General features: G+C 64.4%; 11 protein-coding genes and 5 pseudogenes. 7 read left to right on the top strand and 9 right to left on the bottom strand.

Going from position 1 to position 11,742, the window contains the following annotated elements; translation table 11 throughout:
- From ACF0H6_RS01085 to ACF0H6_RS01100, 4 genes are read left to right on the top strand one after another with little or no spacing between them, the layout of a single operon-like run.
- Positions 1-372 carry a DUF1048 domain-containing protein gene (locus ACF0H6_RS01085; RefSeq protein ID WP_395248119.1) on the top strand — a complete coding sequence of 124 codons (372 nt, stop codon included), beginning with the start codon at positions 1-3 and terminating at the stop codon, positions 370-372.
- Positions 369-1,139, top strand: a complete 771-nt coding sequence (locus ACF0H6_RS01090; RefSeq protein ID WP_395248120.1) for an ABC transporter ATP-binding protein — start codon at positions 369-371, stop codon at positions 1,137-1,139. Before ACF0H6_RS01085 ends, ACF0H6_RS01090 begins: the two co-directional genes overlap by 4 nt.
- The gene (locus ACF0H6_RS01095; RefSeq protein ID WP_395248121.1) at positions 1,136-1,897 is read left to right on the top strand and encodes an ABC transporter permease; all 762 of its coding nucleotides are present in this window, start codon (positions 1,136-1,138) and stop codon (positions 1,895-1,897) included. The genes ACF0H6_RS01090 and ACF0H6_RS01095 overlap by 4 nt, the downstream gene beginning before the upstream one ends.
- Positions 1,898-1,906: 9 nt before the next feature.
- Complete coding sequence (locus tag ACF0H6_RS01100) at positions 1,907-2,269, top strand: hypothetical protein (protein WP_395249950.1); 363 nt, start codon at positions 1,907-1,909, stop codon at positions 2,267-2,269.
- On the opposite strand, the pseudogene ACF0H6_RS01105 reads toward ACF0H6_RS01100, so the two are convergent.
- A pseudogene (locus ACF0H6_RS01105) lies at positions 2,150-2,404 on the bottom strand (hypothetical protein); the annotation flags it as partial. The gene ACF0H6_RS01100 and the pseudogene ACF0H6_RS01105 overlap by 120 nt on opposite strands.
- Before the next feature lie 59 nt (positions 2,405-2,463).
- Between ACF0H6_RS01105 and lgt the strand changes: the two are divergent.
- From lgt to ACF0H6_RS01120, 3 genes and pseudogenes are all read left to right on the top strand, one after another.
- A pseudogene (lgt, locus tag ACF0H6_RS01110) lies at positions 2,464-3,342 on the top strand (prolipoprotein diacylglyceryl transferase).
- A 107-nt stretch (positions 3,343-3,449) separates the two neighbouring features.
- A pseudogene (locus ACF0H6_RS01115) lies at positions 3,450-3,908 on the top strand (SPOR domain-containing protein); the annotation flags it as partial.
- 811 nt (positions 3,909-4,719) lie between these two features.
- Positions 4,720-5,109, top strand: a complete 390-nt coding sequence (locus ACF0H6_RS01120; RefSeq protein ID WP_395249844.1) for a phosphodiester glycosidase family protein — start codon at positions 4,720-4,722, stop codon at positions 5,107-5,109.
- Here ACF0H6_RS01120 and ACF0H6_RS01125 read toward each other — a convergent pair whose 3' ends face one another.
- The 8 genes and pseudogenes from ACF0H6_RS01125 to ACF0H6_RS01160 all read right to left on the bottom strand — a co-directional run bounded on the left by ACF0H6_RS01125 (position 5,110) and on the right by ACF0H6_RS01160 (position 11,736).
- A complete protein-coding gene (locus ACF0H6_RS01125; RefSeq protein WP_395248122.1) occupies positions 5,110-5,532 on the bottom strand; it encodes an ABC transporter permease in 423 nt (140 codons plus the stop codon).
- Positions 5,433-6,209, bottom strand: coding sequence for an ABC transporter permease (locus tag ACF0H6_RS01130; protein ID WP_395248123.1), 777 nt, complete (start codon positions 6,207-6,209; stop codon positions 5,433-5,435). The genes ACF0H6_RS01125 and ACF0H6_RS01130 overlap by 100 nt, the downstream gene beginning before the upstream one ends.
- On the bottom strand, positions 6,209-7,318 hold the full coding sequence (locus ACF0H6_RS01135; RefSeq protein ID WP_395248124.1) for an ABC transporter permease: 1,110 nt from the start codon (positions 7,316-7,318) through the stop codon (positions 6,209-6,211). Before ACF0H6_RS01135 ends, ACF0H6_RS01130 begins: the two co-directional genes overlap by 1 nt.
- On the bottom strand, positions 7,315-8,253 hold the full coding sequence (locus ACF0H6_RS01140) for an ATP-binding cassette domain-containing protein (protein ID WP_395248125.1): 939 nt from the start codon (positions 8,251-8,253) through the stop codon (positions 7,315-7,317). The genes ACF0H6_RS01135 and ACF0H6_RS01140 overlap by 4 nt, the downstream gene beginning before the upstream one ends.
- Positions 8,254-8,302: 49 nt before the next feature.
- Positions 8,303-9,469, bottom strand: coding sequence for an AMP-binding protein (locus ACF0H6_RS01145; RefSeq protein WP_395248126.1), 1,167 nt, complete (start codon positions 9,467-9,469; stop codon positions 8,303-8,305).
- Between the two features lie 109 nt (positions 9,470-9,578).
- Positions 9,579-9,944, bottom strand: a pseudogene (locus ACF0H6_RS01150) (AMP-binding protein); the annotation flags it as partial.
- Between the two features lie 166 nt (positions 9,945-10,110).
- Positions 10,111-10,697 (bottom strand): annotated as a pseudogene (locus ACF0H6_RS01155) (histidine phosphatase family protein).
- Positions 10,698-10,785: 88 nt separating this feature from the next.
- Positions 10,786-11,736 carry an NAD-dependent epimerase/dehydratase family protein gene (locus ACF0H6_RS01160; RefSeq protein ID WP_395248127.1) on the bottom strand — a complete coding sequence of 317 codons (951 nt, stop codon included), beginning with the start codon at positions 11,734-11,736 and terminating at the stop codon, positions 10,786-10,788.
- Between the last annotated feature and the right edge of the window lie 6 nt (positions 11,737-11,742).

An 11,742-nucleotide genomic window follows, 5' to 3' on the forward strand; every position in this document is an offset into this window, starting at 1 on the left:
ATGGCCGCAGGATGGATCGAACAGGTTACAGGGTCGCTCGAACAAAAGAAGCGGTACCGGCAGTACAAAGCACGCACGAAACAGCTACCCGCGAACTATCGCACAGCTATCGAAGCGCTGGACCGCTACCTGATGTACTTCGGGTCGATCACGAAAGGGGAGACCCTGGTGTCGATGCTGGACGATTTGGCGGATCTCTTCGAGCAGAGCGCTGCAAGCGGAACTCCGATCCGGGAAATCGTCGGGGAAGACCCCGTGGAGTTCGCTGAGACGTTCCTCCAGAACTACTCGGAGGGGCAGTGGATCAACAAGGAGCGGGAACGGCTGAACCACGCCATCGAGAACATCACGAAAGATGAGAAAACACCATGATCACGGTGCGCGGTTTGGAAAAGTCCTACAAGGACGTGCACGTACTTCGCGGCGTGGACTTTGAGGTGGAACCGGGCAGTATCTTCGCTCTTCTTGGCTCGAACGGAGCAGGAAAAACGACGATTGTCCGAATCCTCTCCACGCTTCTGAGACCCGACGCCGGCACCGCCACGGTCAATGGATTCGATGTGGCGGCTCAACCGCTCCGCGTTCGGGAATCCATTAGCCTGACAGGACAGTTCGCCGCCGTCGATGAGATTCTCACCGGCAGGGAGAACCTGGTGCTGGTTGCCAAGCTTCGGCACCTGAAGAGCACCGGCCAGGTGGCGGACGATCTCCTCGCCCGCTTCAACCTTGCCGATGCGGGTTCGCGAAAAGTGTCGACGTATTCAGGAGGGATGCGCCGCCGTCTTGACATCGCTATGAGCCTGATCGGGCAGCCGAAGGTGGTCTTCCTCGATGAGCCCACCACAGGCCTCGATCCCGAGGGGCGCATCGAAGTGTGGCAGGTGGTTCAGGAACTCGCCCAGCAGGGAACCACCGTCCTGCTCACCACGCAATATCTCGAAGAGGCCGAGCAACTCGCGGACCGGATCGCCATTCTTCATCAGGGACGCATTATCGCGAACGGCTCCCTCGCTGAGCTCAAGCAACTACTCCCGCCAGCCGAGGTCGAGTACGTCGAGAAGCAGCCGACCCTGGAGGAAATCTTCCTCGCACTGGTGGGGAACGACGGCAAGGTCGAGTCAAGTAAGGAACGGTCATGAGCACACACTTCTTCGCGGACACCGCCGTCTTGCTGGGCCGGTCCATGCGCCACATCATCCGCAGCGTGGACACGATCATCACTACCGCCATCACGCCGATCGCCCTCATGCTGCTGTTCGTCTATGTGTTCGGCGGTGCCATCAAGACGGGCACAGATAACTATGTCAATTACCTGCTGCCGGGAATCATGCTGATCGCGATCGCGTCAGGAATTGCCTACACCGCCGTTCGCTTGTTCTACGACATGCAGAGCGGTATCTTCGAGCGGTTCCAATCCATGCCGATCGCGCGATCATCCGTGCTGTGGGCACACGTCCTGACATCGCTGGTTGCCAATGGGATCTCGGTCCTGATTATTGTGCTGGTGGCCCTCCTCATGGGATTCCGGACCTCGGCAAGCCCGCTGGCGTGGCTAGCCGTTGCAGGAATCCTGACGCTGTTCACCTTGGCGCTCACCTGGATCGCAGTCATCGCTGGACTGTCGGCGAAATCCGTGGACGGAGCCGGCGGATTCTCCTACCCGCTGATCTTCCTGCCTTTCATCAGTTCGGCTTTCGTCCCCACAGCCACCATGCCGGGTCCCGTGCGCGCCTTCGCCGAAAGCCAGCCTGTCACGTCAATCGTCAACACCATCCAGAACCTGTTTGCGCAACGGCCGGTGGGCAGCGACATATGGACTGCCCTCGCATGGTGCCTCGGCATCCTCGTTCTCGCCTACGTCTTCGCCATGGCTGCATACCGGCGCAAGATCAGCTAGGCGGAAGTCTTGTCCCTGGGCCCGGTCCTCGGATTCGAGCACCGCCGCGAGGGCCGCCAAGGCAGGGATCGCGTGTTCGATTGCAACCTTGTAAGCCTCGGGCAGCTGTTCCAAGGCTTCCCGAAGCCGTCGATCGTTCGCGGCCTGCCAAGCCGCCAGTATGCCCGCCCCTGTCTCGGTCAGGCTGAGGTTCACAGCCCTGCGGTCACCCGGGCGGGCGGTTCTTTCCGCGAGTCCCGCGGTCACCATTTGCTGGACAAGGCTGCTGACTGTGTTGGTTGCAAGGCGTTGACGGGCCGCAAGCTCGCTGACCCCCAAGCCGGGTTCATCGGCCAGCCGCTGAAGGACCTCTACTTGGGCCATGGGAAGTGATTCCCAGGGGAAATCCTGCCGCACACTAGAACGCAGGACACGCCGCAGGCGACTGATCACGCCGGTGAGGGACCAGGCATCGGCACCGTCCACCACTCGGGGTTTTTCCGGGACTGATGGATGCGCCGGTGTCATGAAGTCAGATTACAACGGTATTCCCACTATAGAATAGTTCTGTGACAGAACTTAATGCGATGACTGCCGGTGATTCATTCATTCCGTCCCCGACGGTGAGCGCCTTTCATGTAGGCCCTCTGGCTGTCCATTTCTACGCGCTGTGTATCCTGGCCGGGATTGTGGTAGCCATTTGGCTTTCTTCCCGCCGCTGGATGGCCCGCGGCGGCCAAGCAGGACAGGTGCTGGACATCTGCCTGTGGGCGGTGCCGGCCGGGATCATCGGGGGCCGGATCTACCACGTCATCACCGATCCCGAGCTCTATTTCCTCCCCGGGAAGAATCCGTGGAATGCCTTTGCCATCTGGGACGGCGGGCGCTGGGAATCTGGGGTGCAGTTGGGCTGGGGATCGTAGGGGCTTGGATCGGCTGCCGCAGGGCGAAGACGTCCCTGGTTGCGTTCCTCGACACAGTGGCACCGGGTGTCCTTTCGGCCAGGCCTGGGCCGGTGGGGGAACTGGTTCAACAACGAGCTGTACGGAGACCCAACGACGTTGCCGTGGAAACTCCAGATCCATCAGATGGACCAGGCCGCGGGGGCCGCAGCCACGGACTCCTCAGGCGCCCCGGTTGTCCTGGGATATTTCCAGCCCACTTTCCTCTACGAATCCCTGTGGTGCGTGGCAGTTGCACTGCTGCTGTTGTATCTGGACCGGCGCTTCGCACTGGGGGCGGGGAGTGTGTTCGCCCTGTATGTGGCCGGCTACACCGCGGGGCGCTTCGCTTTTGAACTCATGCGCTCCGACTACGCCAACCTCATTCTGGGTCTCCGGGTGAACACGTGGGTTGCCGCGCTGATTTTCCTCGCGGGTGCCGTCGCGTTTGTCCTGCTGTTCCGCCGTGAACGCTCGACGGCGGTGAGCGGAGGCTCTGTCCATGCCTCTGGAGGAACGTCCTAATGCGCATGAAAGAAACCAAATTAACGTCGCGTGAAGGTTCGGGCAACAAGCACTCCCAAAGCGGATAATCGGCTCGAGCCGCCCTCGTGTCTTTGTACCGTGGACGCATGAAAACCTCCCTGAAGCATCGCGGCGCCCTGACTGGTGGCCTGGTTCTCGCTGTCTGTTCAGCGTTTCTCAGCCCTGTAGGTCCAAGCCAGGCAGCTGATGGCCAGAATCCAGACCAGAGCAGCGCCCAGGGCACGCATCTCAACCTTGGCGCTCCTGACCTTCCCGAGAAACGGACGGTGACTGTCTTGGCCCCCGGCGTCACCCTGACGCAGATCAGCCGCGGGGGAGCGGACAGCTCGCTGTTCTGGACCGCCGAGGTGGCCATCCCCTCAGACTCCCCGGATCCTGATGCGCCGGCTTCGGCGCTCTCAAGCCAGGCCACAGCGCAGCGCACTGCCGACAAACTCAAGGCGGCAGGAGTAGATGCCCGCGTCGAACACGTCCAGTCCCCGCAGTTGGCTGATGCCGGAGGCGACCTGGGATACCGGGTCCGTGCCGGCCACGTCGCCGTGAAGACCGACGGAGACGCCATCGTCGCGAAGATCAAGGCTGCAGGATTTGCCTCCTCGGTGATCTACACGGGCTGGGACGCCGATGCGGAAACCAGCACGACAACCCGCGGACCATGGAATCTCGAAGTCATCACCATCGACCCCAAGAACTACAAGGGCCAGCTCGCCTCCTCGTTCGGCCCGGACTTGGAGAAACGGGAGACCACCAGCCAACTCGCCTCGGCCGCCAACGCCATCGCTGCAGTCAACGCAGGCTTCTTCGTCTTCGACCCGGCGGCCGGGGCCGAAGGCGACCCTGCCGGCGTCGGGGTCTACGGCGGCAAAACCCTCAGTGAGCCTGTAGCCGACCGCCCGGCCCTCGTTATTGACGGCAAGAAGAACGCCACGAGCATCGAGCGCCTGACCTGGGGTGGAACACTTTCTTCAGCATCCGGTGAGGTGGCTCTGGACGGCATCGACCGGGTTCCGGGCCTGATCCGCAACTGTGGGGGAGCCAACGACCTGCCTACTTCGCTGCCGCTCCAGGATGTCACCTGCACGAACGCCAACGAGCTGGTCACGTTCACCCCGGAATTCGGGCCGTCCACACCTGCCGGCCCGGGTATCGAGGTGACCGTGGACAACCACGACACCGTCACATCGGTCGCCGAGTCCAGGGGCGTTGCTGTTCCTGCCGGTGGCCACACCATCCAGGGCCACCGGAACCGACGTTGCGCGGCTCCGCGCGCTCGCTCCGGTTGGCGCCAAACTGAAGATCGGCACCGGACTGCTGGGCGAGGACGGGAAAACCCTTCGCACGGACAAGGCCACCAGCGTGGTCAACGGGGGCCCGCTGCTCGTCAAGAACGGCAGCGAAGATGTCACCGTCAAGCACGACGGCATGGTCCACCCCAACGATGGAAACAGCTTCTACTACGGCTGGGTCCACAAGCGGAACCCACGGACCTTCGCCGGGACCGACGCCCAGGGCAGGACCCTTTTGGTCACCGCCGACGGACGCTCAACCGCATCGCTGGGGCTCAGCTTGAAGGAGGAGGCCGACGTCGCCATGTCACTCGGCATGGTCCAGGCCATGAACTTGGACGGCGGCGGCTCCACAACGGCCGTTGCCGGCGGGAAAGTCCTGAACAGCCCGTCGGGCGGCACCGAACGTGCCGTAGGCGACGCCCTCGTCCTGCTGCCGGCGCGCAAGGAAGGACAGTAACTAATTGGCGACAAGCCGCCGTCGCAGGGAGATGATTCCCAAGCCGAGCCCGGCGGCGGCTGTCAGCAGCAGCACTGTCAGGTCACGGCCCAGGTTGTCGGTCGACTGGTAGAAGATCGCCGCTTCCAGTGCGTTCACACCGTAGAAGGTCGGTGTGAAGTGCGCGATGTTCTGGATCCAATCCGGTAGGAACGCCGCAACGCTGATTCCTCCGCTGAGGAAGAACAGATAGATCGAAAGGTTGATTCCGGCCCCGGACACAGCTGAGAAACGCCGCAGCGCACCTCCCAGTGCCGTTCCGAGGCCGGCGGCGGCCAGTGCAATCAACCCGATCGCCGCGAGTGCCGGCAGCCAATACCAGCCAACCGGCCGAAGGACCCCAAAGGCAAACGACACCACAAGCACCACCGCCGCCACAAGCATGGTGGTGGCCCAGCACGCAGGATCTTGCCGGCGATCAGCGTCCCCCGGCCGATCGGGGAGAGCAGGAGGGCCTTGATGGTCAGGTCTTCGAACTCACGGGCCGCGGCCAGGCCGCCGTTGACGACACCCATGATGGTGAGCAGCAGCACCAGGATGGGCACTAGCTCAAACTGGACCAGGTCGACGTCGTGCGGCCTCAGATCCGATTCGGCGACGCCCACCGTGATGGGGGTGTCCGGCTGGCCCGCGTAAAAGTTCGTAATGGCGGCCGGCACCGATCGGCGGAGGTCGTTGGTGAAGTCCAGGTTCAGGTTGTTGATCTGGACGTTCACAGGATCGGGCCGCTGTGCCCGGTAGTCGTCGTCGAACGAAGCGGGAATGGTGATCACGGCCGCAACCTGGAGCGTGTCCAACAGGTGAGTGGCCTCAACCGGGGTTGTCCGTTGGACGCGGAATGCGCCCGAGTCTTCGAGGATCGAAACGAGCCGCTGCGCCTGTGGCCCCGTGTCCTCGACCACCAGCGCCACCGGGTTGCGGCCCACCGCGCCGGCCACCACGAAGATGATCAGCAGAAACGCCACCGGCGGCAATAGGCTGGCCACGATCGCCGACGGCGTCCGGAACCACGTCAGGATGTCTTTAGCCGCAATTGCGAGTACAGCGCGTCGCGCTCCCATCAGTGCCTCGCCCCCCGCCGGCCGAACACGAACGCGGCAAGCACTACCGCCACCACAGTGAAGGCGCCCAAAACGATCGCGTCGGCTGTGAGGCCCTGCGGCGCCGTCTGGTAACCGTGGAAGGCGTGCTGGAAAGCGGCGATGGCGTAGGTGAGTGGCGACACGGCGGCGATCGCGCCCGGAATGGCGCCCAGCCAGTTCGCCGGCCCGAACGGCCCGCTCAAAAAGAACAGGGGAAGAACTGCCGCGATGGCCAGCGGGATTGCCTGCTGCCGCCGCCGGACCAGCGTCCCGACGAGAACGCCGAGCGCGAGGAAGGCCGCCAATATCAGGAGTCCGAAGCCCAGGACTTCGAAGGGATGAAGGGGATGCACGCCGATAAATATGATCACGACGGCGAGTAGCAGGAGCGCGGACGCGGCCGCGAGGGCGGCGGCCCCCAGTACCTTGCCGACTCCGATGGTCAAGCGGCCCACCGGCGCCAATGCCAGTTCCTTGATGGTTCCGAGTTCGTAGTCCCGGGCAGTGTTGACGCTGCCCTGCAGGAGGGACGCGAGCATCAGCCCGGCCACCATGATGCTCACGGCAAGGTAGGGAATGTAGCCGGTGTCGGTGGCCTGGACGTCGGCCTCATGGGCGGTCACCACCACCTGTTCCGGGAAGGCGTTCGCGTAGAAGGACGTTATCGACAGCGGAATGGCCCGTCGAATGTCGTTGGTGAAGTCGACGTTCAGGTTGTTGACTTCCACGGGAACGTTGATCCGCGCTTTGGCGCCCAGGGCGGCGTCGAACTCTTGCGGCACGGTGACCACGGCAACAATGCTGCCGGACCGGATCTCACGCTCGGCATCGGCGGCGGTGGCCGTGTGAATAATAAACGACGACGAGTTGCCCATGGCCTGGACGAACTGTTGGGCGAGCGGTCCCCGGTCATTCATCACGACGGCGATCGGTGCCTGGCCGCCGCTGAGGGCGAAGAGAAGGAAGAGGAGCAGGAAGTTGATCGGGACGAGGACCCCGATGATTGCGAAGATCGGCTCGCGGAGGGTGAGCCGGATGTCCGCAGCGGCCACCGCCCGTACTACTCGCAGGTTGTGGCGAACGCTCATTCCCGGAGCTCCTTGCCTGTCAGGCCCAGGAAAACTTCGTCCAGGCTCGGTTCACGGCTCTGGATCTCTTCGAGGCTCGTGGATCCGACCACCTCAGTCACTACCTTGCCGGTGACGTCGGCCCCGCCTTCCACGGTGACCTTCAACGAACCGTCGGACGCGATGGCCGAGACCACGCCGGGGAGGGCACGGACTTTTCGGACGACCTCCTCGCCGGGTGCCGGACGCGTGCGCATTTCAAGCACCGTGTCACCGAAACTCCGGCGGAGGTTCGACGGCGAATCCAGGGCTACCAGCCGTCCCCGGTCGATGATGGCCAGCCGGTCGCAGAGGGCGTTCGCCTCCTCGAGGTAGTTGCTGGTGATCAGCACTGTGGTGCCGCGATCCTTGAGCTCGAGGATCCTGTCCCAGAGTGCGTGCCGGCTTTGCACATCTACCCCCAGGGTCGGCTCGTCGAAGTAAAGCAGCTCCGGTTCGTGGAGCATCGCCCGGACCAGGGCCAACCGTCGTTTCATGCCGCCGGAGAAGGTGGAGACGCGGCTCTTCCGGCGCTCCTCCAGCTGTGCCAGATCAAGCAGAGAAGTGATCTTCTGCTCGAGGCCGTGCCGTGGCACATCGAAGAGGTCTGCGTGAAAACGGAGGTTGGCCTCGGCCGTGAGCTCTTCGTACAGTGCGTTCTCCTGCGGCACTGTTCCGAGGGAGCGCCTGATCCTGCGCGGATCTGCCAGAACGTCGATGCCGAGGACCGTGATGGCGCCGGAGGTCGGGCGGCTCAGGCCGCTGATCATGTCGATGGTGGTTGTCTTGCCCGAGCCGTTGGGACCGAGAAGCCCAAAGATCTCCCCGCGCTCAACCTGCAGGCTGAGGCCGTCGACGGCGGTGAAGGAACCGAATTGCTTCGTGACGCCTGCGAGTTCAATGGCTGTTTCGGTCATGCCATGTCTTCCTTGGATATCCGGCGTTGACTCATGACAACTCGTATCGCTAAGCCCGGGCGCGCAGCTCGCGACGAAGGATCTTCCCGGAAGTCGACTTCGGGATCACGTCGACGAACTCGACGTACCGTATGCGCTTGAATGGCGCGACGTGCCCGGCGACGAACGCCATGACATCCTCGCCTCCGACCTCAACCCCGGCTTGCCGGACGATGAAGGCCTTCGGTACCTCTTCGCCGTCCTCCCTGTGGACACCGATCACCGCAGCGTCCGCGATTTGGGGGTTGGTGAGCAGGAGCGCTTCGAGTTCGGCGGGCGCGATCTGGTAACCCTTGTACTTGATGAGCTCCTTGAGCCGATCGACAATCGTCACGACGCCGTCGGCCGTGACCGTCGCAATGTCGCCCGTGCGGAGGAAACCGGCCGGGTCGAGGGTTGCGGCGGTCGCGTCGGGCCGGTTGAGGTAGCCCAGCATGACCTGTGGCCCGCGGATCAGGAGCTGGCCGGGCGCGCTCGGACCCTCGGCGGGAACTTCGATCTCCTCGTCCGTGGCGGGGTCAAGGAGCTTGCACTCGGTATTCGGCACCGTGTAACCGACCGAGGCGAGCGGGACGCGCTCGGCACCGTCGCGCGGGATCGCATGGGACACGGGGCTTAGCTCCGTCATGCCGTACCCCTGCAGCATCACGCATCCCAGCCTGCGTGCGACCGCGTGGCCAAGATCGCCGTCGAGCGGTGCCGCCCCGGAGAGCGTCGCGGTGACGGACGAGACGTCGTATTGGTCCACCAACGGATGCTTCGCGAGCGCGACGGCGATAGGTGGCGCGATGAAGAGGTACGTGCAGCGGTGGTCCTGGGTGATGCGGAGGAATTCGGCGAGGTCGAACTTGGGCATGGTGACGAGGCGGGCCCGTCGGCCAAGGGCGAGATTCAGCAGCACCGTCAGGCCGTAGATGTGGAAGAAGGGCAGGACGGCGAGCAGGACGTCGTCGGCCGTCACGCCGAAAAAGGCGCTGGACTGCGCGACGTTGGCAACCAGGTTGTACTGGCTCAGCATGACGCCTTTCGGAGTGCCGCTCGTCCCGGAGGAATAGGGGATGACGGCCGCGGCGTGCGGATCGATGCGGACGTCCGGAGCGCCGAGGCCCGCGCCGAGCGCCTCGGCGAGCGAGGGATGCCCGGCTGCCGTGGCCGCGTCGCCGCCGTCGAGCACCACAAGCCGCCCGGCCGGGATACCGGCCGCCAGCGGCTGCGGCCTGGGCCCGCTCGAGGAACGGCGAGATCGTGAAGAGCCAAGAGGCACCCGCATCGGTGAGCTGATTTCCGACTTCCTCGGCGGTATACAGCGCGTTGATTGTGGTGACGGCGGCGCCCGCGCGCAGGATCCCGTGGAAGACGACGGCGAACGCCGGGATGTTGGGGCAGAACAGGCCCGCGGTGGTCCCGGGTCCCGTCTCGTGGCCCGCGAGCCAGCCTGCGAGCGCGTCGATGCCCCTGACAAGCTCCCGGTACGTCGTCTGTTTGCCGGTGGTGCCGTCAACCAGGGCGACGCGATCCAGGTCCTCGGCGCTCAGCCCGCTGAACAGGTATTCGTAGAGAGTGACCTCGGGGATATCGACATCCGGGTAGGGGCTGGCAAACATGGCGGCTCCTTCGACGCACCGCGGCGGAACTCGCCGTCGTGCGTCCATTACACCCGGTGGACGGGGCCGGGACAAGGGCCGCCGCGATGGGGTTTTCCCGTTATTGTCCTGGCGTCACGGCCGGGCGCATTCATTGAGCCTGATTCTCAACATACTGGCACTGACGCGGGCAAGAGGCCCTAGGTCTGGCGCGCGCTCGCAGGCTAGCGTTCACTCAGCCGTGAACGGCAGACATGACCCGTTCGCCGTTGAAGTATTCGAGCTGCCAGCCGTCGACCGTATGGTGGTGGGCGAGGTTGAGCACCGCGTTGTCAATGCTCTCCAGGGTGCGGCCGATCGCGAGGCTGAGGCTCACGCGGATGAGCGTGCCGTGGGCTACCACCAGCGACTCGGCGGCCACGGAACTCCTCGGCCAGCGCTTCCAATGAGGCGAGCCCGCGGCGGGCTGCCTCGTCCTCGCCTTCAGCGCCGCGGAAACCACCGGGGATGCGCAGCGCGTCGAGTTCGGCGCCGGCTTGGAGCCCTTCCGCGGGGCCGAACCGTCGCTCGGTGAGCTCAGGCACGCGCCGGTCCACACGGAGACCCAGCCCGGCGGCAATCAGGTCCGCGGTTTCCGCCGCCCGGCTCAGCGGCGAGGACACCGATCGCGTCCCACTCGTGACCGGACAGGACGGCGACGGCGTCGCGCGCCTGGCCGCGGCCGACGTCGTTCAGTGGAATATCGGTGGATCCTTGCAACCGGCGCTGCGCGTTCCAGTCGGTCTGGCCATGGCGGACGAGGGCGAACGTCGTAAGGGTCATGCTTTCCATTCTGCCCGACAGGGTACTGGCGTCCGGAACTGCGGCCGCCGGCACCTCGCCACGCCGCAGCTTGTTACGGTGTGCCTGGTTACGGTGTGCCGCGCAAGGGCGCGGCGGCGAACTCGGCCATGCCGTGGTCGAATCCCATCGTAGGGGTCCAACCCAGTTCTTTCTTGATGCGTTCTGAGGAGGCGGTGATGTGCCGGACGTCGCCGAGCCTGGACTCACCGGTGATCACGGGTGGTGGACCGCCGCTGTGCTTGCTCAGGGCATACGCGATGTCGCCGATGGTGCGGATTTCGGCGGAACCGACGTTGTATGCACGGAAGAGCGGAGTGGGCTGGTTGAGCACGAACCTGATGGCGGCAAGGTTGGCCGCCGCGACGTCGCGGACGTGGATGAAGCTGCGACGCTGTGCGCCGTCCTCGAAAACCCGTGGCGCGTCGCCCCTCGCGATGGCTGAGCGAAAGATCGAAGCCACTCCGGCATAGGGCGTGTCCTTGGGCATTTCCGGGCCGTAGACGTTGTGGTACCGCAAGGCGACGGCGGCGCTGCCGGTCATCCGGGTCCAGATGGAGGCGAGGTGCTCCTGGTTGAGTTTCGACGCAGCGTAGATGTTGGGCGGGTCAGGAACGGCGTCTTCGGTGAGCAACGACGGGATCAGCACATTTCCGGTGACCGGGTGCCGCGGGTCGAACATGCCTAGCCGGAGATCTTCCGTGGTGCGGGGCCTGGGCCTGACCGCTTGGCCCGTGTCGGGGTCTGTGTAGGCACCTTCACCGTAAATGACCATGGAGGAAGCCAGTACCAGCCGGTGGATGCCCGCGCGTTCCATGGCAGCCAAGAGCACTGCGGTGCCGTAGGAATTGGTGTGGACGTAGTGCGGCGCGTCGGCGAAACTGACGCCAAGGCCCACTTTGGCACCTTGGTGGCTGACGACGTCGACTCCGTCCAGCGCGGCACTGATGGCAGTTTGGTCGCCCAGGTCGCCGGCGACGAAATCCACCCGCGGATCGATGCGTGGCTTGCCAGGGTGCAACCCTGG

This window comes from Arthrobacter sp. NA-172, assembly GCF_043952055.1.
GTDB lineage: Bacteria > Actinomycetota > Actinomycetes > Actinomycetales > Micrococcaceae > Arthrobacter.

Excerpts from the sequence above, each read along its gene's own strand:
- ACF0H6_RS01095 (WP_395248121.1), top strand. The coding sequence starts at position 1,136 with ATGAGCACACACTTCTTCGCGGACACCGCCGTCTTGCTGGGCCGGTCC.
- ACF0H6_RS01090 (WP_395248120.1), top strand. The coding sequence starts at position 369 with ATGATCACGGTGCGCGGTTTGGAAAAGTCCTACAAGGACGTGCACGTA.
- ACF0H6_RS01135 (WP_395248124.1), bottom strand. The coding sequence starts at position 7,318 with ATGAGCGTTCGCCACAACCTGCGAGTAGTACGGGCGGTGGCCGCTGCG.
- ACF0H6_RS01140 (WP_395248125.1), bottom strand. The coding sequence starts at position 8,253 with ATGACCGAAACAGCCATTGAACTCGCAGGCGTCACGAAGCAATTCGGT.
- ACF0H6_RS01085 (WP_395248119.1), top strand. The coding sequence starts at position 1 with ATGGCCGCAGGATGGATCGAACAGGTTACAGGGTCGCTCGAACAAAAG.
- ACF0H6_RS01125 (WP_395248122.1), bottom strand. The coding sequence starts at position 5,532 with ATGCTTGTGGCGGCGGTGGTGCTTGTGGTGTCGTTTGCCTTTGGGGTC.
- ACF0H6_RS01130 (WP_395248123.1), bottom strand. The coding sequence starts at position 6,209 with ATGGGAGCGCGACGCGCTGTACTCGCAATTGCGGCTAAAGACATCCTG.